The organism is Rhodopseudomonas palustris (assembly GCF_003226555.1).
Classification (GTDB): Bacteria; Pseudomonadota; Alphaproteobacteria; order Rhizobiales; family Xanthobacteraceae; genus Rhodopseudomonas; species Rhodopseudomonas palustris_I.
In genome coordinates this window covers 199,087-224,192 of sequence record NZ_QKQS01000026.1, presented here as the reverse complement: position 1 = coordinate 224,192, position 25,106 = coordinate 199,087, and the positions used below count along the sequence as shown (strand labels likewise).

30 protein-coding genes and 1 tRNA gene are annotated in these 25,106 nt (G+C 64.8%); 5 read left to right on the top strand and 26 right to left on the bottom strand.

Going from position 1 to position 25,106, the window contains the following annotated elements; genetic code table 11:
• Positions 1 to 52: 52 nt before the first annotated feature.
• From DNX69_RS21455 to ruvC, 8 genes are all read right to left on the bottom strand, one after another.
• Positions 53 to 1,363 (bottom strand): NAD(P)/FAD-dependent oxidoreductase, encoded by a 1,311-nt coding sequence (locus tag DNX69_RS21455; RefSeq protein WP_110788018.1) that lies wholly within the window; start codon positions 1,361 to 1,363, stop codon positions 53 to 55.
• A 99-nt stretch (positions 1,364 to 1,462) separates the two neighbouring features.
• Positions 1,463 to 1,864, bottom strand: a complete 402-nt coding sequence (gene ybgC / locus DNX69_RS21450; protein ID WP_110788213.1) for a tol-pal system-associated acyl-CoA thioesterase — start codon at positions 1,862 to 1,864, stop codon at positions 1,463 to 1,465.
• 49 nt (positions 1,865 to 1,913) lie between these two features.
• Positions 1,914 to 2,282 (bottom strand): type II toxin-antitoxin system VapC family toxin, encoded by a 369-nt coding sequence (locus DNX69_RS21445; protein ID WP_110788017.1) that lies wholly within the window; start codon positions 2,280 to 2,282, stop codon positions 1,914 to 1,916.
• On the bottom strand, positions 2,282 to 2,488 hold the full coding sequence (locus DNX69_RS21440; RefSeq protein ID WP_110788016.1) for a type II toxin-antitoxin system VapB family antitoxin: 207 nt from the start codon (positions 2,486 to 2,488) through the stop codon (positions 2,282 to 2,284). The genes DNX69_RS21445 and DNX69_RS21440 overlap by 1 nt, the downstream gene beginning before the upstream one ends.
• Before the next feature lie 58 nt (positions 2,489 to 2,546).
• The gene (ruvB, locus tag DNX69_RS21435) at positions 2,547 to 3,587 is read right to left on the bottom strand and encodes a Holliday junction branch migration DNA helicase RuvB (protein WP_110788015.1); all 1,041 of its coding nucleotides are present in this window, start codon (positions 3,585 to 3,587) and stop codon (positions 2,547 to 2,549) included.
• 183 nt (positions 3,588 to 3,770) lie between these two features.
• Positions 3,771 to 4,196, bottom strand: a complete 426-nt coding sequence (locus DNX69_RS21425; RefSeq protein ID WP_110788014.1) for a cytidine deaminase — start codon at positions 4,194 to 4,196, stop codon at positions 3,771 to 3,773.
• Positions 4,193 to 4,810 (bottom strand): Holliday junction branch migration protein RuvA, encoded by a 618-nt coding sequence (gene ruvA, locus DNX69_RS21420; protein WP_110788013.1) that lies wholly within the window; start codon positions 4,808 to 4,810, stop codon positions 4,193 to 4,195. The genes DNX69_RS21425 and ruvA overlap by 4 nt, the downstream gene beginning before the upstream one ends.
• A gap of 172 nt (positions 4,811 to 4,982) precedes the next feature.
• A complete protein-coding gene (gene ruvC, locus DNX69_RS21415) occupies positions 4,983 to 5,504 on the bottom strand; it encodes a crossover junction endodeoxyribonuclease RuvC (RefSeq protein WP_110788012.1) in 522 nt (173 codons plus the stop codon).
• 199 nt (positions 5,505 to 5,703) lie between these two features.
• On the opposite strand from ruvC, the gene DNX69_RS21410 reads away from it, so the two are divergent.
• Positions 5,704 to 6,009 carry a hypothetical protein gene (locus DNX69_RS21410; protein ID WP_110788011.1) on the top strand — a complete coding sequence of 102 codons (306 nt, stop codon included), beginning with the start codon at positions 5,704 to 5,706 and terminating at the stop codon, positions 6,007 to 6,009.
• A 45-nt stretch (positions 6,010 to 6,054) separates the two neighbouring features.
• Here DNX69_RS21410 and DNX69_RS21405 read toward each other — a convergent pair whose 3' ends face one another.
• On the bottom strand, positions 6,055 to 6,801 hold the full coding sequence (locus DNX69_RS21405) for a YebC/PmpR family DNA-binding transcriptional regulator (protein ID WP_110788010.1): 747 nt from the start codon (positions 6,799 to 6,801) through the stop codon (positions 6,055 to 6,057).
• A gap of 197 nt (positions 6,802 to 6,998) precedes the next feature.
• Here DNX69_RS21405 and DNX69_RS21400 point away from each other — a divergent pair, with 197 nt between their 5' ends.
• Positions 6,999 to 8,750 (top strand): methyl-accepting chemotaxis protein, encoded by a 1,752-nt coding sequence (locus DNX69_RS21400; protein WP_110788009.1) that lies wholly within the window; start codon positions 6,999 to 7,001, stop codon positions 8,748 to 8,750.
• 13 nt (positions 8,751 to 8,763) lie between these two features.
• Here the strand turns inward: DNX69_RS21400 and DNX69_RS21395 are convergent, their stop codons facing one another.
• The 7 genes from DNX69_RS21395 to DNX69_RS21365 all read right to left on the bottom strand — a co-directional run bounded on the left by DNX69_RS21395 (position 8,764) and on the right by DNX69_RS21365 (position 14,236).
• Entirely contained in the window at positions 8,764 to 9,696 is a 933-nt protein-coding gene (locus DNX69_RS21395; protein WP_110788008.1) for an MBL fold metallo-hydrolase, read from the bottom strand.
• 189 nt (positions 9,697 to 9,885) lie between these two features.
• Positions 9,886 to 11,100 (bottom strand): acyl-CoA dehydrogenase, encoded by a 1,215-nt coding sequence (locus tag DNX69_RS21390; protein WP_110788212.1) that lies wholly within the window; start codon positions 11,098 to 11,100, stop codon positions 9,886 to 9,888.
• Positions 11,101 to 11,159: 59 nt separating this feature from the next.
• The gene (ribB, locus tag DNX69_RS21385; protein ID WP_110788007.1) at positions 11,160 to 12,239 is read right to left on the bottom strand and encodes a 3,4-dihydroxy-2-butanone-4-phosphate synthase; all 1,080 of its coding nucleotides are present in this window, start codon (positions 12,237 to 12,239) and stop codon (positions 11,160 to 11,162) included.
• A 139-nt stretch (positions 12,240 to 12,378) separates the two neighbouring features.
• Entirely contained in the window at positions 12,379 to 12,750 is a 372-nt protein-coding gene (locus DNX69_RS21380; RefSeq protein ID WP_110788006.1) for a carboxymuconolactone decarboxylase family protein, read from the bottom strand.
• A gap of 77 nt (positions 12,751 to 12,827) precedes the next feature.
• Positions 12,828 to 13,016, bottom strand: coding sequence for a YgaP family membrane protein (locus DNX69_RS21375; protein ID WP_110788005.1), 189 nt, complete (start codon positions 13,014 to 13,016; stop codon positions 12,828 to 12,830).
• A gap of 114 nt (positions 13,017 to 13,130) precedes the next feature.
• Positions 13,131 to 13,805 (bottom strand): Crp/Fnr family transcriptional regulator, encoded by a 675-nt coding sequence (locus DNX69_RS21370; protein ID WP_110788004.1) that lies wholly within the window; start codon positions 13,803 to 13,805, stop codon positions 13,131 to 13,133.
• A gap of 170 nt (positions 13,806 to 13,975) precedes the next feature.
• Positions 13,976 to 14,236 (bottom strand): hypothetical protein, encoded by a 261-nt coding sequence (locus DNX69_RS21365; protein ID WP_110788003.1) that lies wholly within the window; start codon positions 14,234 to 14,236, stop codon positions 13,976 to 13,978.
• 245 nt (positions 14,237 to 14,481) lie between these two features.
• Here DNX69_RS21365 and DNX69_RS21360 point away from each other — a divergent pair, with 245 nt between their 5' ends.
• Positions 14,482 to 14,793 carry a hypothetical protein gene (locus DNX69_RS21360; protein WP_234827043.1) on the top strand — a complete coding sequence of 104 codons (312 nt, stop codon included), beginning with the start codon at positions 14,482 to 14,484 and terminating at the stop codon, positions 14,791 to 14,793.
• Positions 14,794 to 14,842: 49 nt separating this feature from the next.
• On the opposite strand, the gene DNX69_RS21355 is transcribed toward DNX69_RS21360, so the two are convergent.
• From DNX69_RS21355 to DNX69_RS21330, 6 genes are all read right to left on the bottom strand, one after another.
• Positions 14,843 to 15,640: a lytic transglycosylase domain-containing protein gene (locus tag DNX69_RS21355; RefSeq protein WP_110788210.1), complete on the bottom strand. Its 798-nt coding sequence runs from the start codon at positions 15,638 to 15,640 to the stop codon at positions 14,843 to 14,845.
• A gap of 2 nt (positions 15,641 to 15,642) precedes the next feature.
• Positions 15,643 to 16,584, bottom strand: a complete 942-nt coding sequence (locus tag DNX69_RS21350; RefSeq protein WP_110788002.1) for a CsgG/HfaB family protein — start codon at positions 16,582 to 16,584, stop codon at positions 15,643 to 15,645.
• A gap of 53 nt (positions 16,585 to 16,637) precedes the next feature.
• Entirely contained in the window at positions 16,638 to 17,054 is a 417-nt protein-coding gene (locus DNX69_RS21345) for a curli production assembly/transport component CsgF (RefSeq protein ID WP_110788001.1), read from the bottom strand.
• Positions 17,051 to 17,542 (bottom strand): curlin subunit CsgB, encoded by a 492-nt coding sequence (locus DNX69_RS21340; protein ID WP_110788000.1) that lies wholly within the window; start codon positions 17,540 to 17,542, stop codon positions 17,051 to 17,053. Before DNX69_RS21340 ends, DNX69_RS21345 begins: the two co-directional genes overlap by 4 nt.
• Positions 17,539 to 17,859: a curli-like amyloid fiber formation chaperone CsgH gene (gene csgH / locus DNX69_RS21335; RefSeq protein WP_110787999.1), complete on the bottom strand. Its 321-nt coding sequence runs from the start codon at positions 17,857 to 17,859 to the stop codon at positions 17,539 to 17,541. Before csgH ends, DNX69_RS21340 begins: the two co-directional genes overlap by 4 nt.
• 114 nt (positions 17,860 to 17,973) lie before the next feature.
• Positions 17,974 to 19,308: a curlin gene (locus DNX69_RS21330; RefSeq protein ID WP_110787998.1), complete on the bottom strand. Its 1,335-nt coding sequence runs from the start codon at positions 19,306 to 19,308 to the stop codon at positions 17,974 to 17,976.
• Positions 19,309 to 19,837: 529 nt separating this feature from the next.
• On the opposite strand from DNX69_RS21330, the gene DNX69_RS21325 reads away from it, so the two are divergent.
• A complete protein-coding gene (locus DNX69_RS21325; RefSeq protein WP_234827042.1) occupies positions 19,838 to 20,317 on the top strand; it encodes a hypothetical protein in 480 nt (159 codons plus the stop codon).
• Positions 20,318 to 20,427: 110 nt separating this feature from the next.
• On the opposite strand, the gene DNX69_RS21320 is transcribed toward DNX69_RS21325, so the two are convergent.
• The 4 genes from DNX69_RS21320 to DNX69_RS21305 all read right to left on the bottom strand — a co-directional run bounded on the left by DNX69_RS21320 (position 20,428) and on the right by DNX69_RS21305 (position 23,836).
• A tRNA-Pro gene (locus tag DNX69_RS21320) sits at positions 20,428 to 20,504 on the bottom strand.
• A 122-nt stretch (positions 20,505 to 20,626) separates the two neighbouring features.
• Entirely contained in the window at positions 20,627 to 21,529 is a 903-nt protein-coding gene (locus DNX69_RS21315; RefSeq protein ID WP_110787996.1) for an amidohydrolase family protein, read from the bottom strand.
• A complete protein-coding gene (locus DNX69_RS21310; RefSeq protein WP_110787995.1) occupies positions 21,522 to 22,808 on the bottom strand; it encodes an MFS transporter in 1,287 nt (428 codons plus the stop codon). Before DNX69_RS21310 ends, DNX69_RS21315 begins: the two co-directional genes overlap by 8 nt.
• Before the next feature lie 125 nt (positions 22,809 to 22,933).
• A complete protein-coding gene (locus tag DNX69_RS21305) occupies positions 22,934 to 23,836 on the bottom strand; it encodes a helix-turn-helix domain-containing protein (RefSeq protein ID WP_110787994.1) in 903 nt (300 codons plus the stop codon).
• 230 nt (positions 23,837 to 24,066) lie between these two features.
• Here DNX69_RS21305 and DNX69_RS21300 point away from each other — a divergent pair, with 230 nt between their 5' ends.
• The gene (locus DNX69_RS21300; protein ID WP_110788209.1) at positions 24,067 to 25,065 is read left to right on the top strand and encodes an L-threonylcarbamoyladenylate synthase; all 999 of its coding nucleotides are present in this window, start codon (positions 24,067 to 24,069) and stop codon (positions 25,063 to 25,065) included.
• Positions 25,066 to 25,106 lie beyond the last annotated feature (41 nt).

Genomic DNA, 25,106 nt, shown 5'->3' with positions numbered 1-25,106 from the left:
GCAGCCGCGACGGCTGTCCGTCAGGCACCGAGACGACAACGCCACTCGGTCGTCAATGCAGCTTCACCGTCGGGGTCGGGCGCGTCGCGCCGGACAGCACGCTGAGCAGAGTTCGGCCGCGGCCGTACAGCGCGGCTTCGTGCATCTTGTACAGCGAGCGGTACATAAAGCGGGCGAAATAGCCTTCGATCAGGAAGCTCTTGCCGACCAGCGAGCCCATCAGATTACCGACTGCGGAATACTTGCCGAGCGAGACCAGCGAGCCGAGATCGCGATAGCGGAACTCACCGAGCGGCTCGCCCTTCAGGCGTTTCTCGATCTGCTCCAGCATGAATTCGGCTTCCTGATGAGCGGCCTGCGCCCGCGGCGGAACGCCGTTCTCGTAGCCGGGGATGACACAGGCGGCGCAGTCCCCCATCGCGAACACATCGTCATCCCGCGTCGCTTGCAGCGTCGGGCGGACCACGATCTGGTTGATGCGGTTGGTATCGAGCCCGTCGATGCCCTCAAGGAAGTCGGGGGCCCGGACGCCGGCGGCCCACACCACCAGCTCGGAGGGGATCACTTCGCCGTCCGCGAGACGCACCGCATGATCGAGCACTTCCGCCACGCGTGCACCGGTCCGCACCTCGACGCCGAGGTCTTGCAGCAGCTTCAGCGTCGCGTCCGAAATGCGCGGCGGCAGCGCCGGCAGAATGCGCGGCGCCGCTTCGATCAGCACGATCTTGAGGTCGTGCTCGGGGTCGATCTTGTCGAGCCCGTAGGCAATGATCTCGCGCGCGGTGTGATGCAGTTCGGCGGCGAGTTCGGTGCCAGTGGCGCCGGCGCCGATGATGGCGACGTGAAGCTGCCCCGGCTCGATCGGACTGTGCTGATGCTGGGCGCGCAGGCAGGCATTGACCATGCGCTTGTTGAAGCGCGACGCCTGCTCCGGCGTCTCCAGCGGCACAGCGTGCTCGCGCGCGCCGCGCGTGCCGAAATCATTGGTGACGCTGCCGATCGCGATCACCAGCGTATCGTAGCCGAGCTCGCTCTCCGGATTGATTTCCCGGCCCTCGTCGTCGATCACCGGCGCCAGCTTGACCATTTTGCGGGCGCGATCGAGCCCGTTCATCTCGCCGAGGCGGTAATGAAAGCCGTGCCAATGCGCCTGGGCTAGGTAGTTCAACTCGTGCTGGGAGCGGCGCAGTGAGCCGGCCGCAATCGCGTGCAGCAGCGGCTTCCAGATGTGGGTGCGGCTGCGGTCCACCAGGGTGATACGAACGGCATCCGACTTGCCGTATTTGTCGCCAAGAGCGGTGGCGAGTTCCAGGCCGCCGGCACCGCCGCCGACAATGACAATCCTGTGGGGCGTATCACTCATGACGTTGTCCGAGGGTTCGAGCTTCCGGCTCGCTCCCTGTAACATCAAATCCCGGACCGCCCTAGCTCGGGAAACCGGCAGCGCCCGAAGTCGAACGCGTCAGGAAACGTCGGCCTTCATGGCGACGCGAAGCGGTACTGGAATAGGCTTAGCACGGCCACCGGAGACAAACGCGACTTTGACCTTGGCCTCCATCAGCACCAGATCGCCGCGCTTGATCTGCTGCTGCATGGTGATCGAGGCGCCGCGGACTTCGACCGGCCGGGTGATCACCTCGAGCAGGTCGTCCATCTTGGCGGATTTGAGAAAATCGAGCTGCATCGCCCGCACCACGAATGCAAAGCCCGGCGTCTCGCTCTCCGCCTCGGCAAACAGCTCGCTCTGCGCCGCCCCGAGCAGCCGCAGATAATTGGTCCGCCCGCGCTCCATGAAGCGCAGATAGTTGGCGTGATAGACGATACCGGAGAAGTCGGTGTCCTCGTAGTAGACACGGACCTGCATATGATGCGCGCCATCGATGATGGCGCCGTCGAGGGGGTGGGACAACTCGTCACTCCACTTGGGCGGAGATCGATAGTCGATCGGCCACCGCTTTTAATCTCTTATCGCGCGTCCATAGCTGCGCCTCAGGCGTCAGCAGCGTCGAAGCGACTAGATGTGCATCCACGTAGCCGATTCCCGAGCCGCCCAGCTCGGCGCGCGAAATGAGCCGCAATACCTCACCAGGCACCGCAATCGTCGCTTGAGGAAGGTCCGAAAGGTCGGCCGCGATCGTCTCAAAGTGAACGTTATGGCCCAGCGCTAACTCGCCCATAACAAAAGCATGGACCAGGACCTCTTCCCGACCAAGAGCGGCGCTGAGCGTCGAGTCTCCCTTGCGGAAATGGTCGATCCAGATCGATGTGTCGACCAGGAGCATCAGTCGTTGGTGAATTTCGGTGAGCGCCGACGCGGGGGCGCCTTGGCATCGGGCATCGACCCACCCAGGCGCGCAAGTCGCCTCGCTGCTTCACGTTCGACATAGGCCTGCAGCGCCGTCTTGATCACCGCGGACTTTTCGTCGAGGCCTGCGAATTTCTGAGCTTTCGCAAACAACTCATCGTCGATGGCAATCGTCGTTCTCATGAGGCTCCTCCATCGGCATCAAATATAGCATCATCCGATGCCGATTTCTATGCCGCCTTTATTCCTCCTCCCCGCCGAACAGCCCGAACTGCGACGGATCGCGTGACGGGGCGGCGAGGCCGAGGTGGCGGAAGGCGTGGTCGGTGAGCAGTCGGCCGCGCGGGGTGCGCTGCAGGTAGCCACACTGGATCAGATACGGCTCGATGATGTCCTCGATGGCGTCGCGCGGCTCGGACAAAGCCGCCGCCATGGTCTCGACGCCGACCGGGCCGCCGCCATAGTTCAGCGCGATGGTGGTGAGGTAACGGCGGTCCATCGCATCGAGCCCGGCACTGTCGACTTCCAGCGCGCCGAGCGCATGATCGGCGATGGCGCGGTCGATCGCTTCGGCATCGGCGGCGGAAGCGAAGTCGCGGACGCGGCGCAGCAGCCGGCCAGCGATGCGCGGCGTGCCGCGGGCGCGGCGGGCGATCTCGTTGGCGCCGTCATTGGTGATCGGGGTCCCCAGCACGCGCGCGCCGCGGCGCACGATGCTCTCCAGCTCATCGATCGTGTAGAAGTTCAGCCGCACCGGGATGCCGAAGCGGTCGCGCAGCGGATTGGTGAGCAGGCCGGCGCGGGTCGTCGCGCCGACCAGCGTGAATTTCGACAGATCGATCTTCACCGAACGCGCTGCCGGGCCCTCGCCGATGATCAAATCGAGCTGAAAATCCTCCATCGCCGGATACAGCACCTCCTCGACCGAGGGGCTGAGGCGGTGGATCTCGTCGATGAACAGCACGTCGCGCTCTTCGAGATTGGTCAGCAGCGCGGCGAGATCGCCGGCCTTGGCGATCACAGGTCCCGAGGTGGCGCGGAAGCCGACGCCGAGCTCGCGGGCCACGATCTGCGCCAGCGTGGTCTTGCCGAGGCCGGGCGGGCCGACGAACAGCACGTGGTCGAGCGCCTCCTTGCGCTTGCGCGCGGCGTCGATGAACACCTGCAGATTGGCGCGCGCCTGCTGCTGGCCGACGAACTCGGACAAATTCTGCGGCCGCAGCGCCGCGTCGCCAAGATCATCGCCGCGGCGCTCGGGGGTGACGAGGCGGGGGTCAGTCATGGGGGCAACGTAGCATGCTACGAGCGCAGCGCCTCTTCTCCCCTCCCCCTTGCGGGGAGGGGGCGGGGGTGGGGGTCCGCGAGCACAGTGCTCGCGTCGCCCTCACCCCAGCCCTCTCCCGCAGGCGGGAGAGGGAGCGCGCCGCGCAAGGAGAGAGGGCAGCGGCTGACATCAGCGCTCCAATCACAACACCCGCTCCCGGCTGTATTTGTTCGGCAGCAGTTCGCTGATGCTCACCGCTTCGGCGCCGTCCGGACCCGGCACCAGCACGCGGGCGCCTCGGTCGTAGTCCCAGATCAGTTCGCGGCAGGCGCCGCAGGGCGAGACGACGCGGACGGTGCGGTCGGTGTCGTGCGGCTTGGGGTGGCGGACCGCCACGATGGTGTCGATGCCGGCCTCCCCAAGCTCGGTGATCACCTGACCGAGCGCGACCGCCTCGGCGCACACCGCCATGCGGCCGAGATACGCGTCGAGATTGACCGCCACGAAGCGTCGGCCGGTGCGGGTCAGCAGCGCGGCACCGACTTCCTGCCAGTCGTTGCGATAACGCTTGGTAATCGTCTCGATCGCGGCGGTGATCAGTTCGCGGTCGGCGTCGGTGATACTCACTTCGACAGCTCCTTGAGGCCGAGCTTGATCAGTTGCGCGGTGGCGGCGTCCTCGCCGGCCGTGCGCGACGCCGCGGCAACCGCGGCGGCCGCTTGCGGCTGGCCGTAGCCGAGATTGACCAGCGCCGAGATCGCGTCGGCGACGGCGCGCGGCGCGGTGTTGTCGTCGATCGCGCCGGACAGATGCACCACCGCGGGATCGACATTGCTCAGCGCCGGCACTTTGTCCTTCAGCTCGGTGACGATGCGCTCGGCGACTTTCGGGCCGACGCCGGGGGTGCGCGCCACCGCCGCCTTATCGCGCAGCGCGATGGCGTTGGCGAGGTCGTGCGGCGGCAAGGTCGAGAGCACCGCCAGCGCCACCTTGGCGCCGACGCTCTGCACGGTCTGCAGCAGCCGGAACCACTCGCGCTCGGTATCGGTGCGAAAGCCGAACAGCTTGATCTGATCCTCACGCACATAGGTCTCGATCGACAGCGTCGCCGCCTCTCCGGGCGGCGGCAGCGCCTGCAAGGTGCGGCTGGCGCAATGCACCTGATAGCCGACGCCGTGGACGTCGAGGATCACATAGTCCTCGCCGTAGCTGTCGATGACGCCTTTGAGCTTGCCAATCATGGGAGGGCTCCGCGGCGCGGCGCGCTCCCCTCTCCCGCTTGCGGGGGAGGGGCCGGGGGTGGGGGTGCCACCAGCACGGTGCTCGCGTCGCCCTCACCCCACCCCTCTCCCGCAGGCGGGAGAGGGAGCACGCTGTGCGCAGGGAGGGGGACTGCCCTGAACATACTGTTCCTCATGCCCCCACCGCCTTCAGCCTCTGCGCGCTGACGCGGTGGTGGGCATGGGTGATGGCGATGGCGAGGGCGTCGGCGGCGTCGGCGCTCTTGGGTTCGGCCTTGGGCAGCAGGATCTTCAGCATCATCTGAATCTGGGTCTTGTCGGCATGGCCGGCGCCGACCACCGTTTTCTTGACGAGATTGGGGGCGTATTCGGCGACCAGCAGGCCGTGCATCGCCGGCACCAGCATCGCCACGCCGCGCGCCTGGCCGAGTTTCAGCGTCGCGGCGCCGTCCTTGTTGACGAAAGTCTGCTCGATCGCGGCCTCATCCGGCGCGTAGCCGGTCAGCACCTTGTCCAGGCCATCGTGGATCGCCAGTAGCCGCTCGGCGAGCGGCAGCGTGTCCTTCGGCTCGACCGAGCCGCACGCCACATAGACCAGCCGATTGCCCTCGCTCTCGACCACCCCCCAGCCGGTGCGGCGGAGGCCGGGGTCGATGCCGAGAATGCGGACGCTGCGATTCGACGCTGAGTTCATGGCGCATGTGATAACGCCGAAAAGCTTAAGAACAAAATAGCAACGACGTGCTGAGCGGAGCCCTCCCCGGGGGCCGCATCGAGAGTCGTGGGGAAACGGCACCGCCCTCGTACAAACACGAGGCGAGCAGATTGTATTTTACAACCTAAAGTTGTGATGATTGCATAGTGCTATCGGAAATAGCCGATGGGAGATCATCATGAGCCGAGTTATCACTCACGGTCAGGTTAAACGTGTTTCGGAAACTGACGCCTACGCGGTGCCGGTTGAGAGCCTGACTTTTCCCACCCTCGCGCCGGTCGGCCCTTTGCCACCGGCCGGAACAACGGGCGTGCTGATCACGCAACGCGTGCCGAACACGCCCTACACGCCGGCTCCGCCCCCGCCGCCACCGGTGCCGGCGAACCAGACCATCATCTATGAGGACGGAAACAACAACAACACCATCTACATGCGCGTCGCCTCGGTGGTAGGCCCCGCGAAATACAATATGGTCGTGCTGTAAAGCGGCTTCTGCCGGATGCGCGGCCGACCGGCCGCGCAGTCCTGGTCAGCCCGCCATCTTCGCCATCAGGGCGTCGGAGACTTCGAAGTTGGCGTAGACGTTCTGGACGTCGTCATGGTCGTTCAGGGCGTCCATCAGCTTGAACAGCTTCTCGCCGGTCTCGTCGTCCACCGCGACGGTGTTCTGCGGCTTCCAGATCACCGCCGCCTTGCGCGCCTCGCCGAACTTGGCTTCGAGCGCCTTGGCGACGTCGCGGAAGGTCTCCTGCGAGGCGTAGATCTCGTGGCCGGCTTCAGACGACACCACGTCGTCGGCGCCGGCTTCGATCGCCGCCTCGAGCATGTCGTCGGCGCTGGCCTTGTCGGCATCGTATTCGACGATACCGGTGCGATCGAACATGAACGACACCGATCCGGTTTCACCGAGATTGCCGCCGGACTTGGTGAAGAACGAGCGGATGTCGGAGGCGGCGCGGTTGCGGTTGTCGGTCAGCGCTTCGACAATCACGGCGACGCCGCCGGGACCGTAGCCCTCGTAACGGATCTCGTCGTAGTTCTCCGAGTCGCCGCCGATCGCCTTCTTGATCGCGCGCTCGATATTGTCCTTCGGCATGTTTTCCGCGCGCGCCGCCAGCACCGCGGCGCGCAGCCGCGGGTTCATCGCCGGATCCGGCGTGCCGAGCTTGGCGGCAACGGTGATTTCGCGGGCGAGCTTGCTGAACAGCTTGGACCGCTGTGCGTCCTGCCGGCCCTTGCGGTGCATAATGTTCTTGAATTGCGAATGTCCGGCCATGCGCTCTCTCTCGCGGGTCGATCCGTTGGAATTTTCGGGCTGCGGCGCGGGGTTATAAGCGGCGCATCCGCCAAAATCAAAGACTTGCCACCGTACCGAAGCGGGAAATCCGTAATTCCACCGAAAGAAAATTTAACCGTACCTTCACGAGGAAACGCGAGAGTAGCCGACCAAATTCTAGTTTTGCGGGAGGAACCATGGCGTTCGGCCTATTTCGAAAGCGGCTGCCGGAGACGGCGGCCCCGAACGTCGTTCCGGTTTCGGCCCCAGCGCCGACCGAACCCGTTGCTTCGGAGGCCGATTCGGCCAGAGAAATTCTCGAGCTGCTCGAACTGGAGCTCGGCTCGTTGATCCGCCAATTGGAGCGCGCCGCCCAATCGGTGACCACGGGCGTGCAGGCCACCACCACGACCCTGCACACCATCCGCGAACGCACCGACGCCCTCAACGGCCGAACCAGCGCCGCACAGGCGACCGCGAGCTCGTTCTCCCAGGCCGCCGATAAATTCACCCATTCGGCCCATGGCATCGGCGCCCAGGTGCGGCAGGCGTCGCAGCTCGCCGATGACGCGAGCGCCGCCGCCGACGAGGCCACCGCCAATGTCGAGCGGCTGCGGGACTCCTCTGCAGCGATCGGCAACGTCGTCAACCTGATCTCCCAGATCGCTCGCCAGACCACGCTGCTGGCGCTGAATTCTACGATCGAGGCGGCCCGCGCCGGCGCTGCGGGGCGCGGCTTCGCCGTGGTCGCGACCGAGGTGAAGGCGCTGGCGGTGCAGACCCAGGAGGCGACCGAGGAGATCAAGCGCAAGATCGACGCCCTGCAACACGACGCATCCAGCTCCGCCGACGCGGTCCATCGCATCACCAACGCGATCGCGGCAATCCGGCCGGTGTTCGAGACCGTCAACGGCGCGGTCGCTGAACAGAACGCCACCACCGGCGATATCGCCGACAACGCCACTTCGGCCTCGACTTTCATCGCCTCGGTCGGCGACAGCGCCGCCGAGATCGACAGCGCCACCCGCGAGGCCGAGCAGCACGGCAACGAGGTCGCCCGCGCCGGCCAAAACGTCACCAACTTCGCCGAGAAGCTGCGGTCCCGGACCGCGGTCCTGCTCAAGCTCGGCGACCGCGAGGACGCCCGGCGCCGCGAGAAGCTTCCATGCCACCTGCAGATCGAGCTCGACACCCCGCGCGGCAAGGTCTCCGCGCCGGTGTACGAAATCTCGATGGACGGCGTGCTGATCAGCGGCCCGGCCGCGGCCGGGCTCGCCACCGGGCAACAGCTCTCCGCCGAGCTTCAGAACATCGGGGCCTGCCGCCTCCGCGTCGCCGAGCACGGCAAGGCCGGCGCGTTGGCGCGGTTCGTTGCGCCGGATACAGCGTTGCAGCAGCGGATCGAGGACCGGCTGTGGGCGATCCGCGACGAGAACACCGAGTTCGTCACCCGCGCGATCGAAGCCGGGCACGAACTCGCCAAGATCTTCGAGCGCGGCATCGCCTCGGGCGCGCTGGCGCTGGAGCAGATGTTCGACGAGAACTACGTCGAGATCCCCGGAACCGACCCGAAGCAATACCGCACGCAATATCTCGATTGGGCCGACCGCGCGCTGCCACCGTTCCAGGAAGCGTTCCTGGCCAAGGACCCGCGGATGGCGTTCTGCGTGATGATCGACCGTAACGGCTATCTGCCGGTGCACAACAGGCTGTACTCGCAGCCGCAGCGGCCGGGCGACGTCGCCTTCAACACCGCCAATTCGCGCAACCGGCGGATCTTCAATGACCCGGCCGGGCTCGCGGCCGGTCGCAACACCCGCTCGTTCCTGATCCAGAGTTACGCCCGCGACATGGGCGGCGGTCAGACCGTGATGATGCGCGAGATCGACGTGCCGGTGCGGGTTCGCGGCCGCCACTGGGGCGGCTTCCGCACCGCCTACAAGCTGTGAGCAGAGGCGGCTACTAACCGGCCAACCGGTAGCGGCCGCTGATCACCGGATCGCCCTCGGTGGCGACGACGCCGCGCGTCACCAGATCTTCCAGATGTGCCAGCACCGAATAGCCGGCAGCGCCCACCAGTCGCGGATCGATGCCGATATAGATCGCCCGCACCATGCTCGGGATATCGGTTTCGCCCTTGCCGAGCCGGTGCAGGATCGAGGCTTCCCGCGCCAGCCGGTGCCGCTTCAGGAAACGCGAGTAGCGCGGACCTTCGTGAATCTCGGCGCCGTGACCGGACAGATAAAGCTGCTCGTCGCGGCCGATCAGCCGGTCGAGCGACGCCATGTAGTCCGGCATAGAGCCGTCCGGCGGCGCCACGATAGTGGTCGACCAGCCCATGATGTGATCGCCGACGAACAACGCATCGCCCTCGCGCCAGGCGAACGCCATGTGGTTGGCGGTGTGGCCCGGCGTCGCCACTGACTCGATGGTCCAGCCGTCGCCCTCGATCACGTCGCCGTCGCGGATCGCCATGTCTGGCTTGAAGTTGCGGTCGGCACCGGATTCGGTCGACACCGTCTCGCTCTCGAAATACGGCCGCGACGCCCGATGCGGACCTTCGGCATAGACGGTCGCGCCGGTCGCCTGCTTGATCAGCGGCGTGCCGGGCGAGTGATCCTTGTGGGTATGGGTCACCAGGATGTGGGTGACAGTCTCGCCCTTCACGGCATCGAGCAGTGCGGCCGCGTGGGCTTCATCGGCCGGTCCCGGATCGATGATCGCGACCTTGCCGCGGCCGACGATGTAGCTGACGGTGCCGGTGAAGGTGAACGGCGACGGGTTGTTGCAGAGCACGCGGCGCAGGCCGGGACGGATTTCCTCGACCACGCCCGGCTGCAACCCGAACTCGCGATTGAACGGAACGTCGTCCGAAGGTGCGCTCTCGTCGCTCATGGCGTTTCCAACCAAATTAGATTGTTGTTTGTTCTTACCCAATCACCCGGATGGTCATCCCCCGCGCATGCGGGGGATCCAGTAATCACCGCCATCGCATATAGCGAACGCTCTGGGATACTGGGTCGCCCGCGTACGCGGGCGATGACGGCAGAGCGCGGAACGAAGGGCGCGGACTTACACCACGCCTTACGCGAACGCCTGCAGCCCGGTGATTGCCCGCCCGAGGATCAGCGCGTGAACGTCGTGGGTGCCCTCGTAGGTGTTCACCGTCTCGAGGTTCTGGGCGTGGCGCATCACGTGGTATTCGATCTGGATGCCGTTGCCGCCGTGCATGTCGCGAGCCATCCGGGCGATGTCGAGCGCCTTGCCGCAATTGTTGCGCTTGACGATCGAGATCATCTCCGGGGCCATCTTGCCCTCGTCCATCAGCCGGCCGACGCGAAGCGACGCCTGCAGGCCGAGGGTGATCTCGGTCTCCATGTCGGCGAGCTTCTTCTGCACCAGCTGGGTGGCGGCGAGCGGACGATTGAACTGCTTGCGATCGAGCGTGTACTGCCGGGCGCGGTGGAAGCAGTCTTCCGCAGCGCCCATCGCGCCCCAGGAGATGCCGTAGCGCGCGCGGTTGAGGCAGCCGAACGGCCCCTTGAGGCCGGAGACGTTGGGCAGCAGATTTTCCTCCGGCACCACCACGCCGTCCATCACGATCTCGCCGGTGATCGAAGCACGCAAAGACAGCTTGCCGCCGACCTTCGGCGCCGACAGGCCCTTCATGCCCTTCTCGAGCACGAAGCCGCGGATCTGGTTGTCGTGCGCGGCCGACTTCGCCCACACAACGAACACGTCGGCGATCGGCGCGTTCGAGATCCACATCTTGCTGCCGGTGAGGCGGTAGCCGTCGGCAACCTTCTCGGCCTTGGTCTTCATGCCGCCGGGATCGGAGCCGGCGTCCGGCTCCGTGAGGCCGAAGCAGCCGACCCACTCGCCAGAGGCGAGCTTGGGCAGATACTTCTTGCGCTGGTTCTCGTCGCCGTAAGCGTAGATCGGATACATCACCAGCGACGACTGCACGCTGTTCATCGAGCGATAGCCGCTATCGACCCGCTCGATCTCGCGCGCCACCAGGCCGTAGGCGACGTAGCTGGCATTGGCGCAGCCGTAGTCCTCCGGCAGCGTGACGCCGATCAGGCCGAGCGAACCCATCTCGTTGAAGATCTCGCGATCGGTCTTCTCTTCGAGATACGCCTGATTGACGCGCGGCAGCAGTTTGTCCTGAGCGTAAGCGCGCGCGGTGTCGCGAATCATCCGCTCGTCTTCGGTGAGCTGGTCTTCCAGCAGCAGCGGATCGTCCCACTTGAAGCTCGCCGGAGTCGGCTTGTCCTTGGCTTGCGCGCGCACGCTCATCGATTGTCCTTTCAGACCTTGCCGCATCGGGCGACGTTGATGGGAGGGTAAGACCTCGGTCAGGTGCCTTCAAGGTGCTCGTTGCCGACGATCTCGATGCCGAAACCGGACAAGCCCTTGTAGTCGATCTGCGACGTGGTGAGGTGCCGGATCGAGGTGACACCGAGGTCACGCAGGATCTGCGCACCGACGCCGATCTCCCGCCATTGCCGATGCCGGTCGGCTTCGGCGGTCTTCTGCTCGTCGAGCGGCGCGACCGGCACGCCGGCGGCACCGTCGCGCAGATAGATCAGCACACCCGAACCGTTCGCCTTGAAATGATCGAGCACCGCCTGCATCCGCCGGGCACCGGTGAAGAGTTCCTTGACAATGTTCGGCTTGTGGAACCGGGTCAGCACGTTCTTGCCGTCGCCGATGCCGTTGTAGACGCAGGCGACGTGGGCGATCTCGTCGAACGGCGATCGATAGGCGTAGCCTTGCATCGGACCGATCGGACTGTCGATCGGAAACGTCGCGACGCGCTCGATCAGTTTCTCGCGCGCCTGACGATACGAAATCAGATCCGCGATGGTGACCAATTTGAGATTGTGGGTCTTGGCGAATTCGACGACCTGCGAGCCCTTGGTGACGGTGCCGTCGTCGTTCATCAGTTCGCTGATGACGCCCACCGGCGGCAGACCGGCGAGCTTGCACAGATCCACCGCGGCTTCAGTGTGCCCGGAGCGCAGCAGCACGCCGCCCTCGCGCGCGATCAGCGGAAAGATATGCCCCGGGCGCGCAAAGTCGTTGGCGCCGGCATTCGGATTGGCGAGCGCGCGGCAGCACGACGCCCGTTCGTCCGCGGAGATGCCGGTGCCGCCATCGGGCTTGTAATCGATCGAGACGGTGAAGGCTGTGGTGTGGTTGCTATCATTGTGCGCGACCATCGGGTCGAGCCGCAGACGCCGCGCATCTTCCATCGTGATCGGCGCACAGACGATGCCCGAGGTGTGGCGGATGATGAACGCCATCTTCTCCGCGGTGCACAGAGAGGCGGCGACCACCAGATCGCCTTCTCCCTCGCGATCGTCGTCATCGGTGACGACGACGATTTCGCCGGCGGCGAAGGCTTGCAGAACTTCTTGAATGGGATGCGCCATGGTCGGATCTCTGAAACAGGACCCGACCATATGACGCAGCACGAGCTGGGACGCAAGGCGCGCCGGCCAAGCGGCCTGTTTGCGCGAAATTCTCTACCGCAGAGCGAAATTCAATGAATGAATCGACTGCGGTTGGCGGTTACTCCGCAGGCGAGGTCGCCGCCGCTTTCTTCTTGGCGAACTGATCATAAGCCTCGACTGCCTGGGCGGCGTACATCACGCTGGGGCCGGCGCCCATGTAGATCGCCATGCCCATGGTCTCCATCACCTCGTCGCGGGTCGCGCCGTGCTTGACCGCGGCTTCCGCGTGAAAGCCGATGCAACCGTCGCAGCGCGTCGCGACCGAGATGGCCAAAGCGATCAGCTCCTTGGTCTTGGTATCGAGCGCGTTGGCCTTGAGCGCCGCCTGCGCGATCGCCGAGAAGCCCTTCATGACGTCCGGTGTCCCGGTGCGGACTTCGCGCAGCGCCACCGAGAGCTCGCCCGTCAGATCGATCCAGTTCTTGTGCATAGTTTCCCCTGTTCAGAAAAAGGCAGCTCCCGGGAACGGGCTGCGCCGCCCCGAGAGCCACACTTGGGTCGTCCGCGTCAAGACTTGGTCGCGCAGGTCTTGATACCGAACAGCGTATAGGCCGGGCAGAAACCGATCGCCGCAGTCAGCAACGGCACGACGCCGATCCAGGCCCAGATCGGCCCAGTGGTGAGCGCCCAATAGATCAGGCCGGCTCCGACAATGGCGCGCAGCACGCGATCGATCATTCCCATGTTCACAGTCATTTTCGTTCCCCTCGCTCGGTTGAGTGACACGCTGGTTGTAAGGCGAGCGGGAGTTGAGGTCTGTGACCAAGTCACCGGCGATGAGCGAGCAGCCGAAAGTCTACGAGCGGATACTCAGCGTGCCGATTGCGCCGCGGCGCGCAGCGGTGCGGCGTTGCGCAACTCGACCCGTCCACGTCCGAGGCTGACCCAACCGCGGCGTTCGAAGGTCTTGAGGTGACGACTGACGACCTCCCGTGCCGAACCAATCTCGGCGGCGAGCTGGGCGTGGGTGATCGACAATTCGCGGCCGTCGGACGCGAGCGCCAGCAGGCGCGAGGCCAGCCGGGTCTCGATCGATGCGAACGCGACGTTCTGAATCACCGCCATCAGATCTGCCATGCGGGCGGCCTGGGCATTGAACACGAAGCTGCGGAACTGGGCCGAGCGGCCCATCAGATCGTGAAAAGTCGTGGCCGGCAGGCCGATTGCGTCGACCGCACTCTCGGTCACCGCGAACGCGCTGTAGCTGTCGGAGGCGAGCAGCGCCAGAGTGGTGAGGATGCAGATGCTGCCCGGCCCGAGCCGATACAGCACGATCTCGTTGCCGGCCGGATCGAGCTGGAAAACGCGCACCGTACCGCGGCAGACCAGAATGAACATGCCGCATGGCTGATCGGGGGCGAACACCGAGGCCCCGGCGGGCAGGCTCATGGCCATCGCCGCGCCGGCAAGCGAGGTTCGTTCCGAATCCGGCAGTTCCCCAAGCGCTGGGAAACCGCGCAACCAGTCTACCGCAGGCAAGTTCATTGCAACCAACCAAGGCTCACGCTCGACCCGCCGAGGATATGGGCGAGAGCCGAGGCAACCCGTTGATCTTTATCAACCCGCCGCTGTGACGACCAGCCGCGCCTTGACGCCCCTGCTCTGCCAAGGCCCCTTCTCTGCCGAGAGAGCCTTCAGCCGCCGGGACGGAGGCCTTACGGATTGTCGGTTGCAGTCGACGGACCTGAGATCACGTCGCCGTCGCGGTGGCGCCAGTAGCGGGCACGCAGCCGGGGCGCGATCACCCAAGCGATCGGCGCGGCCAAAATGAAACTTGCTGCAACCGTGAGCGGCACCCAATCCATGGCATTCCGTGCCAGCGCCGGAATTGTCAGCACGGCCACAATTCCGATGCCGAACAGCACAGCATTGGTCATCATGTAAACGAGCGAAGCGATGCGAAACCGATTGGACATTTGAACCTCCTGTTGAGAGGTCAATGTCTGCGAGGTGAATGTTGTTCCGAGAGGAACAAGACGTCCGTCTCCCGGGGCCGCCACGGACAAGACAAGCTGACACGCCCTGCGTCGATGCCGGCCGCCAAGATCGCACCCGTCCGGTTCTCGTGGGTCAGTTTCTGACGGGCCTCCGGACGTGCAGTGGTGCCACGCTACTTGCGCGTTGTTCAATTTGCGAAGTGCCAGCGCGGCGATCTTCAGCTATGCTTGTTGAAGTCGCCAGGGACTTCAACGCGATGACTTGCTTATGGAAATCGCTGCTGATCGGTGCCGCTGCTGTGCTCGTCGCCCCGGCGCAGGCGCAGCTATCGCCCAATCCCGGCGCGGTCAATGATTGCACAATGCTGACCGACCCAACGGCGATGCGCCGCTGCATCGAGAATCAACAGGGCGTCACGACTTATTCCGAGACGCCGCCGCGGAGCGACGTCTCGCCGCTGCTCAAGCGCGAACGCGACTATTATCGTCGCTCAAAGGTCAAAAAGCCGAAGCGTAAGCACCGCTCCAGACGATGACCGGCAGGAGCGGCTGACGATTCGCCTCGCTGCTCACTGAGTCGGAAAATCAGTAAGCTGTCTGCAAAATGCACCCCCGGCCGCTCGCAGATAGCGACGCGCACAATTCGGCTTCGACGGTGGTCTTCTTCGCGCCCTTGCGAACAACCTCGGCTCCGCGCGCCGCGCGCGGCACCGCTGGACGCGACGCGGGAGAGGCTGCAGGTGGCGCCGTGGCCGCCATTGCCGGCGACGAGATGGCCGGCACGGCTGGAGCCGCGGGCGCGATCGCGGAAGCGTCGACACGGTTGGCGGCCCAGTCTTCGGCGCTGAAGCCGGTGATGCGGAGCACATAGTCACGCGTCTCAGCCGGCAGGTCCGACGTCCCGCGCAGCCATGCCGTCACCCGGCCAGCACCGGCGTTGTAGGCGGCGGCGGCGAGGCCAATATTGCCGAGCTGCCGGCGCAGGTCGGCGAGGTAGCGTGCCGCTGCCGGGATCGCCTTGAGTGGGTCGAACGGATCGTCGAGCCCCCGCGCCGCGGCGGTCCCGGGCATGAATTGGGCGATGCCCATGGCACCGGCGCGACTCACCGCGAGCGTGAACATGGTGCTTTCTTGGTTGAGCAGCCGGATCAGGAACGCCGGCGGCAAGCCGTTGTCCCTCGCGGCCTGCACGATCACTTGCGCCCATGGCGCTGTCGCGGTGGCGGGCGCATCGAACGACGATTCGGCGGCGCGCGCGCTCACCACCAAGCCACCAACATCGGCAACGCGTTGCTGCGCCATCGCACCCCCGCAACTCGCACCAGCCGCGACCGCGGCAAGTGGCGCAGTTCTCAGCCAGATGAGAATCGCGCGCGCGGCCATGGTCAGCTCCGCGGCGCCCATTCCGGCGAATGGTCGACGCGCTCGGCCTCGATCCGCTCCTCCCTGGTGAGATACGGCTTCATGAACGCCGGCTGCGGCTTGTCGCGATCGAGATAGTCGCGGATCAGCTTCGCCTCCATCACCGGGTCGGCGAAACGCCACAGCTTCTGCCGCGCACCCTCCATGATGGTGGAATACACTGCAAGATCGATCGCCTGCCGCACGGCCAGCTGCGTCGGTTCGCTGCGGGTGATGCCGGCCTCGATCTGCAGCAGTTTATCGAGCGCGACGTATTTGTAGGTGTTGCCCTGCAGCGACACCGAGTAAACTGTCTTGGTGGTGGTGACGCTCGTCAGCACCTCGCCGCTCTGCACCGAGGCGACACGCAGACCGACCGTCACCATATCGCGGCGAAATTTGGTGTCGGCACCGATGCCGAGATAGTTGGCGCCGATTCCGCCGGTCATATAATTGGCGTCGAACGCGACGATACCGCCCTCGATCAACAGACCGGCGAAGCGCATCGGCGGCAGCGGTTTGGCACGTTCTCGGTCGAACTCCTGGCGCGTGGCGCGGACCAGCTGACGCTCCTGCAGCAGATCGTTGAGGCCGTTGCGCTCGACGACACGGAACCAAGCCCCGCCGCCGGCGCGCTTCAGCGCATCGATCGCCAAACCGGCTCCGCCCTGGGTCACCGCGCGGGAGAACACTGCAACGTTGTCGTTGGGCTCATTCTTGCCGGTGAGATCGGGGAATTGATAGATCGCCACATCGATCTTCTGCTGGGGCGGCGGCAACGTCTCGAGATTGACGGCGGTCGGCGACGGCGGCGTCACCACCGGCGGCTCCTCGAAGAAAGCATCGCGATGGCCAGGCCGCGTGCAGCCGGCAAGCAGAGCGGCCACTGCGGCGAGGCCAATAATCGATCTGAAATAATGGGCCACGCGAAATATCCTCGAACAAATCCGGCAAAACGCCGGAACACGTCCAAATCAGGTCAATGCGTCACGGTCGGCAGACTGATCTGCGTGATGGTCGAACCGTCGTTGATGGTGATGTTGGTCTGACCGTCGACCTTGGCGAAGCTGATGGTCGTGCCCTGGAAGCTGAATGTACCGCTCTGTTGGGCGTTGGTGCCGAAGATCGCCTGCGTGACCTGATTGGCGAGCGAGGCGTAGAGCTGGCTTTGCAATTGCTGTGCGAAGATCTGCGACTGCGTCATCTGCTGCGGTCCACTGGTCGGAGCGGCCCGGTTGAAGTGATTGCCGGCAGTCGCCTGCTGCATCTGCCAAGAGCCGTTCAACGGGCTGCCGCCGAATGCTGGATTAGTCGGAGTGTAGACCAGGCTACCCGCATCAGCTCCGGCGGCACTGGCACTCAAGGCGAAGGCGGCGAGGATACCGGCATATTTCATCGATGACCTCCCATTTGTACGATGACGGCCCCGCCATTGTTGCCGACCTGGCTGAGGCCGTAGCTGAGATTGCTGCCGATCTGCGTGCTGCTGTAGGCGTTGCGGCTACCGGTGACGTCGATCCTGGCGCTATTGCTGTCGCCGATCTGACTGTTGTGCAGCACGTTCTGATTGCCGTTGACGATGAAGCTGGAGTCATTGCCGGAGCCGAGCTGCGACTGCAGCGTCGCGTTCAGCGAACCGTGCACGTCGGACGTCACAGAGTTCGCGTTGCCAGTCTGGCTGGCGATCGCCGTATTGTGGTTGCCGCTCGGCAGCGCGCCGTCGGCGAACATCCCCTGCTGCGCACGGCTCACCAGATAGCCCGAAAGATCGGTATAGAGATCGGCCGATTGCGCCGACGCCATACCGATAAATGCTCCGAGACCGAGCATTGCCACGGCCACCCGCCGCGCGGCCGGTCGCATTTGTTGCATCGACGCGGTCATTTGACTGTCTCCGGATCGAGATCGCATTGGATGGTGATATTGCCGAACGACACGTCCAGTCTGGCTGCGTATCGGTTGGCGGTGCTGTAATCGAGTACGACATTCCCGACAGTCACGCGTTGCTCGGCAACGGCACTGAAAGCACCTGCCTGCTTAATCCGCGAGGTCCCGGCTGCGCCGGTCTTGTCGACGGCCAGCGTGTAGCTGCCGCCACCGTCGCGCACCGCAGTGATTACGCCGCGCAACGTGACGTGACCGGCACTGACTGCAGCCTCGACCTCACACTGGACAGCCGGCGGGACTTGATCCACAGCCATAAGAACTCTCCGCGACACCGACACAAGGAGATCGGCGACCGGACTTGTCCGGTCGCTCCAGTTCCCGGAGGAGAGCGAGACACGCATGCCTCGCCTCACGGCTTCAGCCCGCCATCACGGCTTCTGCTGAATGTTGGCGTGATTGCCAGTGCCGGCCTGATTCACGTTGGAGAGATTGTAATTGCCAACCTGAGCAACCACGATCGAATTGCTCGTGCCGTCCTGCGTGTAGTAACTCGCGCTGAACTGCCCGGTTTGCGACACATTGGCCGAATTGAAGCTCCCACCAGTCTGCAAACCCTTGCTGTACAGACCGTCGCCATTCTGCACGACATAGGCAGTGCTCGACACCGACGCGATCGACTGCTCGTTAATGATCTGGTTGAAGGCGGCACCTCCGGTGTTGACCTGTGTATAGGTCAGACTGTTGCCGGTGCCGGCCTGAGAATTGCTAACATAGTTGTATGTGCCAGCTTGCGTACCGAGGAGTGTTTCGCCGGTACCGGTCTGCGTGTTGTACACTTGGTTGACGTTACCGGCCTGAGAGCCGTTGGCGCTATTGTTGGATCCGGTCTGGGTGTTGATGTAAGCGTTGCTGTCGCCGGTCTGCGTGATCGGGCTATCGGTCCCGTAAATGCTCCCCGTCACACCGACAACGTTTCCGACGTTCGTCTGGATCGACGTGAACAAGTTTCCGTTGCCGTTCTGCCAAGCGTTGGCGCCCTGCAGATTGCCCGACTGGCTGATCGACAGGGAATTCGAGTTGCCCCCGCCCTGCACGGCGACGGCGTAGTTCAGGCCGGCGTTATTCTGCGTGATCGAGGCACTGTTGTAATTGCCGCCGGTCGGCAGCGAATTGCCCGTGGAGGCGTCGGTCTCCGCGGCGCCGATACCCTGGCGAACATAGGCCATACCCCACTCACCGGTCTGATTGACCGAGGTCGAGTTGCCGGTGTTGCCCTGCTTGATGCTGAAGACGTTGTTCTTGCCATCCTGGATGACGGACACCTTGCTTCCGTTCGACGACGAATCCTGGGTAATCTTGTTGAAGACTCCCGGATCATTGCTCCAGTTCCAGCCGGCCGGAACGGCGCCATTGCTGGTGCCGGTCTGCTGCAGTTCGACATCGCTGCTGGTACCTGCCTGAAGGATCTCGGCAGAGTTGCCCGCGCCGGATTGCTTGCCCTGGATGTCGCGACCGACGCTGTTGGAGTTGCCGGTCTGCGTCACGGTAAGGAGATTCGCTCCCGATAGCGAACCGTCTTCCTGAGTGAATCCCGAATTGCCATTGAAGACACCGACACTATTGCCGTTGCCCGATTGCGTGATGTTGGCCTGCTGACCGTTGCCGGTCTGATTCAAATACACCGTATTGGAATCCGCAGCGAACGCGGCTGTTGCGGACAGCGCCAGCACACTGGCGGTGACAAAAAATAGATTACGCTTCATCGACAAATACTCCCCTGTTGAAAGATCAATGCCGTCCTTCCATCGCGTCTGCTGCCGCGCGGAATGTTGCGTTATTAGGAGGACTCCAAAGATCAGACAATGATTAAATTGTGTCATTATAGGGCAATTGCGTATTTGATCATGTACACTTCGTGAGTGAACTATACACACATAAGTAATCGCTTCGGTTTCTTAAAATGGAACAGTTTTGACGCCACACCAAACCAGGATAAACTTTCACTTTTGTAAGTAATAGCTACTGATAGCTCGGTGAGACAGCAAGATTGGACTCGCTTCTTTCAAAGTTCCGGACTAGAAGATAACTACACGCCCAACCATGGGTGGTATTACGATGCTTCGTTTGATCTATGCAGCAGTCCTGGCATCGAGCGTCGTCAGCGCGGCTCATGCACAGCCTTCACAGCCGACTTCCGCCCCCAAACCAGCTCCCTCGAACGCAGCCGGTATTCAGCCACCCGCAAGGAGCGCGCCGGTACCAACCGATTCGCCGAAATGTCCCGAGGCGTGCGTGCGCGCCAACAACGAGAAGGCCTCGGCGATCTGTGCGCGCAGGATCGAAGCGCAGGCTCCAGGAGACTTCGAATGGATCAGCCGGCCGTTTGCCGGCATCTTTCAGCAGGCCGACCCGTCCAAGCCGGACAACGCAATCGTCAACTATCGCGGCGACTCGATCCGCTTCCTGTCGCCGCAGAAGGAGTGGGTGCGGGTGTCGTATGAATGCGCCTTCGACGCCGAGCGGGGCACAGTGGTCGGCGTCCGCGTCCGGCCCGGGCGACTCGATCAGCCGCTCGCGCTGCAGGCCCCTTCGGGCCCCAACGGTGAGCCGCCGCAGGCTGGCCCGGTGAAGCCAGGACCTCTAGCCGAGGCTATTCTGAAAGCCGCCAAGCAGCGCAGCGCCAAGCCGCAAAAACCGCCGCCCCCGCCCAAGGTCGGCGAACCGAGCCCGATCGACTTCACCCAGATCGATTCCCGCCGCGGCAGCTGGTGAATGCCGCATCGACCAAGCGATACGCTCGGCTTCGCCGCTGCGGCGGCACGTCGTGATGCTGTGAAACGAAAAATGGATCGGGAAAGGACGGGGGTAATCCCGTGAAATCTTGGTCGGAGTGGCAGGATTCGAACCTGCGACCCCTGCGTCCCGAACGCAGTGCTCTACCGGGCTGAGCCACACTCCGACAAGAGGACCGGCTTATAGCGTCCGCCTTCCGGCTTCGCAAGCGTTCCAATGGGGATAACGAGAGGATTTTTATCCAACCGCCGCCCTCCGGTCAGGGGCGGCGGTTGCGCGCTCAAAAGCTCAGCCCTGAACGGGCGTGAAGCCGTAAAGACGATAGGCGTTGTCGGTGAAGACGCGGTCGCGCGCGGCCGCATCGGGCACCCAGTCGGCGAGCAGATCGAGCAGCTCGCCGACATTCATCATGTGCTGCCAAGTCGCGACATGCGGCCAGTCGCTGCCCCAGACGCAGCGATCGGGCGCCGTTTCGTGCAGCAGGCGGGCGAACGGAATGGTGTCGAGGTAGGGATATCCCGCGACCGTATTCCGATAGGCGCCCGACAGCTTCACCCAGGCCCCGTCGCGCACCAGCGACACCAGCGTCTGGAAGCCGGGGTCATCGATCCCGCGCGACACCGGGAAGTGCCCCCAGTGATCGACGATGAACGGCACCGGCAGATCCCCGAGCTGCGGCGCCAGCGGCACCAGATCCTTGGCGTCGATCAGGAACTGCAGATGCCAGCCGAGCTCCTTGGCCATCGCCGCGTATTCGCCGACGCGCTCGAAGCCGATGCCGCCGCCATACAGGATGTTCAGGCGAAGGCCGACGACGCCGGCCTCCTTCAGCGCCGCCAGCTCCTTGTCCGGCAGGCCGAGCGGAATCACCGCGATGCCCTTCAGCCGATCGCGGTGGGCCTGCAACGTGTCCAGCATCAGGCGATTGTCGGTGCCGTGCACGCTGACCTGCACCAGCACGCCGTAGGTCATGCCGGTGGCATCGAGCATCGCCAGATACGATTCCGGCGTCGCGGCGGGCGGCGTGTAGCTGCGAGCGGCGACGAACGGATAGTCCGGCGGCAGCCCGATGACGTGAGCGTGGGTATCGACCGCGCCGGGCGGGACGACGTAGCGCGTCGGCCGCCGCGGGGCTGGATCCGGCCCCGGACACGCCGGAGCCAGATCTTTTGGATGATCAGCGTTACTCATCGGCGCTCAACACCCTGCCGCGGGTCTCCGGCAGCGCATAGGCGGCGGCGAAGAACAACACGTAGGCGAACACCGCGAACAGGCAGATCGCGTTGGCGAGCGTGGTGACCTGCGACAGGTAGCCGACCAGGAACGGGAACAGCGCGCCGACGCCGCGGCCGAAATTGTAGCAGAAGCCCTGCCCCGAGCCGCGCAGGCTGGTCGGAAACAGCTCGGTCAGGAACGCCCCCATGCCCGAGAAATAGCCCGAGGCGAAGAAGCCGAGCGGGAAGCCGAGCACCCACAGCATCTCGTTGGACAGCGGAAGCTGCGTATAGGCCAGCACCACCACCATCGCGCCCAGCGAGAACGTCAGGAACAAGCTGCGGCGGCCGAACCGATCGGCGAACCACGCCCCGACCAGATAGCCGACGAACGAACCGATAATCAGCGTCGCCAGATAGCCGGTCGAGCCGACGATCGACAGCTTGCGCTCGGTGGTCAGGAAGCGCGGCACCCAGAAGGTAATCGCGTAGTAACCGCCCTGACAGCCGGTCGCGACCAGCGAGGCCAGGATGGTGGTCTTCAGGATGCGGCCCTGGAAGATCGCCAGGATCGAGCGGCTGCCGCCCGCCGCGGTGACCTTGGCGCGGGCTTCGACCGCAACCTCGGGCTCTTTCACATAGGCGCGCAGATACAGCACCAGCAGCGCCGGCAGCGCGCCGATCGCGAACATCCAGCGCCACGCCTGGTCGGGCGGCAGCAGCGAAAACAGCGCAGCCTGCGCCAGCACCGCCAGCCCCCAGCCCACCGCCCAGCCCGACTGCACCGAGCCCACCGCCCGCCCGCGATACTGCGGACGAATCGTCTCCCCGATCAGCACCGCGCCGGCCGCCCATTCCCCGCCAAAGCCGAAGCCGAGCAGCGCGCGCAGGATCAGCAGCTGTTCGAAATTCTGCGCGAACGCGCACAGCAGCGAGAACAGCGAGAACCAAATGATGGTGAACTGCAGCGTGCGGACGCGACCGATCCGGTCGGCGAGATAACCGGCGGCCCAGCCGCCGATCGCCGAGGCCAGCAGCGTCACGGTGCCGGCAAGACCGGCCGAGCCGGCATCGACCTTCCACAGCGCGATGATCGTGCCGATCACCAGCGGGTAGATCATGAAGTCCATGCCGTCGAGCGCCCAGCCCGTGGCACAGGCCCAGAACGTGCGCTTCTCGGTGACGGTCATGTCTTTGTAGAAGCCGGTCAGGCTGGTGTCCGTGATCGGCGCGACCGTGCTCGAAGATGTCGTCATACGTATCCTCCCTCGCTCGCCTTCACCGGGCGATCGCTCACGGGCGACAAATTTCGCAATCGTGAGAACACGTCTGCCGAAAAATTATCAGTTCCCTATGGAGCTGACAGCTTTCTGTCGGAAAATTACTCGCGGCCGCGCTGAGACCGGCGATACCGGGCCGGGCTTTCGCCGGTCACCTGACGAAACGCGACGCCGAAATGCGATTGCGACGAGAAGCCGACCCCGAGCGCGATCTCGACGATCGGCAGGTCGGACGTCTCCAGCAACCGGCGGGCGGCGGCGACGCGCTGCTCCACCACGAATCGATGCGGCGTCATTCCGGTGGAGCGCTTGAAACTGCGAATGAAAGTGGACGGGCTCATGCCCGCGACTTCGGCCATTGCGGCCAAGGTGATCGGGGCGCCGAGATCAGCCCGCACGAATTCGGCGATGCGGTCACGCACCGGCGCTTCGAGCGGCGCAGATTGGTCCGCCGTCGCGCCGCGCGGCGCCGAATAGCGATCGGTCAGATGCAGCGCCAGCGTATAGGCCAATTGCTCGGCGAGGAGCGCATTCGGCCGGTCGCCGCTATCGCTCGCCTCGACCAAGCGTTTGGCGGAGACCTCCAGCAGCGGATCGTCGATGTCCCAGGCGGTGTCGCGCAAGCTGATCGGACCCGCGGACCCGAGCGAAGCCCCGACTTCCCTAAGCAACGGCTCACCGAGATACAGCAGCAGCAGCTTGCCCCACTGGGTATCCGGAATCGCGTCCACCACCACGCGGCGGCCCGGCTGGCCGATGCGGAACCGCCCCGACCGCACCGGTGCGTCGCGGCGCACCTTGCCGTTCTCCATCAGCACGTGGCGGCGGACGTCGTACAGCGTAATTGCGACGGTCGGCACCGGCAGCTCGCCGAACTCGTAGATATGCGGCCCCGTCACCTCGCTCACCGCGGCGGCAAAGCCCGTGGTCGACCACAGGTCGATCAGGGCGGATTGCCTTCGGCCGGTGACGCGTTCGGCGTGACGGAGGGGATTGAGATGCATCGGATGGGTCGCCTGTTTGAACGGGCCACCTCACTCCATATCAGAGTGGCTTGCAAGTCGCGGCGCCGCGGAGCAGTTCCAACCCACGATTTTCCTTGGGTTTTCGCGCGCGGAGCGGCCGGATTCGCGGTCTCCGCGAAGGCACGGGCAACAAGATCGTGCCACGTAGCTGCACCGCGATGCAATACAGCGCGTCGACTTTGCTGCTTCGCATCCGCGCGAATTGCGATATGAAACCCGAAATGATGCTCGACCTGATCACCAAAAGGCTCGCCGCGACCGATGCGGACGAAGCCGCGCGCGCTCTGCGCGGCGGCGGGCTGGTCGCGTTCCCGACCGAGACCGTGTATGGGCTGGGCGCCGATGCGGCCAACGCCGAAGCCGTGGCGCAGCTCTACGCAGCTAAAGGCCGGCCGTCGTTTAATCCGCTGATCGCGCACGTGGCTGATCTAGAAGCTGCGCGCGCCATCGCGCGGTTCGATGCCGCGGCTTCGCGCCTTGCAGAAGCGTTCTGGCCGGGCCCGCTGACGCTCGTGCTGCCGAAGGCGAAGCATTGTTCGGTATGCGATCTCGCCACCGCCGGCCTGGACAGCGTCGCGGTCCGCGTCCCGTCACATCCGGTGGCCCAGGCGCTGCTGCGCGCCTTCGGCGGTCCCGTGGTGGCGCCCTCCGCCAACCGGTCCGGTCACGTCTCGCCGACGACGGCCGCGCATGTCGCCGAAGATCTCGACGGCCGCATTGATGTTATCGTCGATGGCGGACCGGTGATGGTCGGTGTCGAATCGACGATCGTCAGTTGCCTTGGTACACCAGTGTTGCTGCGCCCCGGCGGCGTGCCGCGCGAGGCGATCGAGCGTGTGCTCGGTCACGAGCTAGGCGCACCAGCGGCAACGAACAACGCCGATGATCACGCGCCACTCGCTCCCGGCATGCTGGCGTCGCACTATGCGCCGCGCGCAACGGTGCGGCTGAACGCGACCGAGGTAAAGCGGGGTGAAGCGTTGCTAGCCTTCGGCCCAGATTCGCTGCCGGGTGCCGACACCGCCGTCGCGGTGCACAACCTGTCGCCGCGCGGCGACCTCACCGAAGCCGCGGCGCAGCTGTTCGGCGCACTGCGCACGCTCGACGATCGCGGCGCCCGCGGCATCGCGGTGATGCCAATCCCGGCTCACGGCCTCGGCGAAGCGATCAACGATCGCCTGCGCCGTGCAGCGGCGCCGCGCCCATGACCAACCAACAAATCCATCGCGACGTCATCGGACGCGAAACG

Bases quoted from the DNA above. Each gene is read 5' to 3' on its own strand.
- DNX69_RS21455 (WP_110788018.1), bottom strand. From the start codon at position 1,363: ATGAGTGATACGCCCCACAGGATTGTCATTGTCGGCGGCGGTGCCGGC.
- ybgC (WP_110788213.1), bottom strand. From the start codon at position 1,864: ATGCAGGTCCGTGTCTACTACGAGGACACCGACTTCTCCGGTATCGTC.
- DNX69_RS21445 (WP_110788017.1), bottom strand. From the start codon at position 2,282: ATGCTCCTGGTCGACACATCGATCTGGATCGACCATTTCCGCAAGGGA.
- DNX69_RS21440 (WP_110788016.1), bottom strand. From the start codon at position 2,488: ATGAGAACGACGATTGCCATCGACGATGAGTTGTTTGCGAAAGCTCAG.
- ruvB (WP_110788015.1), bottom strand. From the start codon at position 3,587: ATGACTGACCCCCGCCTCGTCACCCCCGAGCGCCGCGGCGATGATCTT.
- ruvA (WP_110788013.1), bottom strand. From the start codon at position 4,810: ATGATTGGCAAGCTCAAAGGCGTCATCGACAGCTACGGCGAGGACTAT.
- ruvC (WP_110788012.1), bottom strand. From the start codon at position 5,504: ATGAACTCAGCGTCGAATCGCAGCGTCCGCATTCTCGGCATCGACCCC.
- DNX69_RS21410 (WP_110788011.1), top strand. From the start codon at position 5,704: ATGAGCCGAGTTATCACTCACGGTCAGGTTAAACGTGTTTCGGAAACT.
- DNX69_RS21405 (WP_110788010.1), bottom strand. From the start codon at position 6,801: ATGGCCGGACATTCGCAATTCAAGAACATTATGCACCGCAAGGGCCGG.
- DNX69_RS21400 (WP_110788009.1), top strand. From the start codon at position 6,999: ATGGCGTTCGGCCTATTTCGAAAGCGGCTGCCGGAGACGGCGGCCCCG.
- DNX69_RS21395 (WP_110788008.1), bottom strand. From the start codon at position 9,696: ATGAGCGACGAGAGCGCACCTTCGGACGACGTTCCGTTCAATCGCGAG.
- DNX69_RS21390 (WP_110788212.1), bottom strand. From the start codon at position 11,100: ATGAGCGTGCGCGCGCAAGCCAAGGACAAGCCGACTCCGGCGAGCTTC.
- ribB (WP_110788007.1), bottom strand. From the start codon at position 12,239: ATGGCGCATCCCATTCAAGAAGTTCTGCAAGCCTTCGCCGCCGGCGAA.
- DNX69_RS21380 (WP_110788006.1), bottom strand. From the start codon at position 12,750: ATGCACAAGAACTGGATCGATCTGACGGGCGAGCTCTCGGTGGCGCTG.
- DNX69_RS21375 (WP_110788005.1), bottom strand. From the start codon at position 13,016: ATGACTGTGAACATGGGAATGATCGATCGCGTGCTGCGCGCCATTGTC.
- DNX69_RS21370 (WP_110788004.1), bottom strand. From the start codon at position 13,805: ATGAACTTGCCTGCGGTAGACTGGTTGCGCGGTTTCCCAGCGCTTGGG.
- DNX69_RS21365 (WP_110788003.1), bottom strand. From the start codon at position 14,236: ATGTCCAATCGGTTTCGCATCGCTTCGCTCGTTTACATGATGACCAAT.
- DNX69_RS21360 (WP_234827043.1), top strand. From the start codon at position 14,482: ATGCTTGTTGAAGTCGCCAGGGACTTCAACGCGATGACTTGCTTATGG.
- DNX69_RS21355 (WP_110788210.1), bottom strand. From the start codon at position 15,640: ATGGCCGCGCGCGCGATTCTCATCTGGCTGAGAACTGCGCCACTTGCC.
- DNX69_RS21345 (WP_110788001.1), bottom strand. From the start codon at position 17,054: ATGAAATATGCCGGTATCCTCGCCGCCTTCGCCTTGAGTGCCAGTGCC.
- DNX69_RS21340 (WP_110788000.1), bottom strand. From the start codon at position 17,542: ATGACCGCGTCGATGCAACAAATGCGACCGGCCGCGCGGCGGGTGGCC.
- csgH (WP_110787999.1), bottom strand. From the start codon at position 17,859: ATGGCTGTGGATCAAGTCCCGCCGGCTGTCCAGTGTGAGGTCGAGGCT.
- DNX69_RS21330 (WP_110787998.1), bottom strand. From the start codon at position 19,308: ATGAAGCGTAATCTATTTTTTGTCACCGCCAGTGTGCTGGCGCTGTCC.
- DNX69_RS21315 (WP_110787996.1), bottom strand. From the start codon at position 21,529: ATGAGTAACGCTGATCATCCAAAAGATCTGGCTCCGGCGTGTCCGGGG.
- DNX69_RS21310 (WP_110787995.1), bottom strand. From the start codon at position 22,808: ATGACGACATCTTCGAGCACGGTCGCGCCGATCACGGACACCAGCCTG.
- DNX69_RS21305 (WP_110787994.1), bottom strand. From the start codon at position 23,836: ATGCATCTCAATCCCCTCCGTCACGCCGAACGCGTCACCGGCCGAAGG.
- DNX69_RS21300 (WP_110788209.1), top strand. From the start codon at position 24,067: ATGAAACCCGAAATGATGCTCGACCTGATCACCAAAAGGCTCGCCGCG.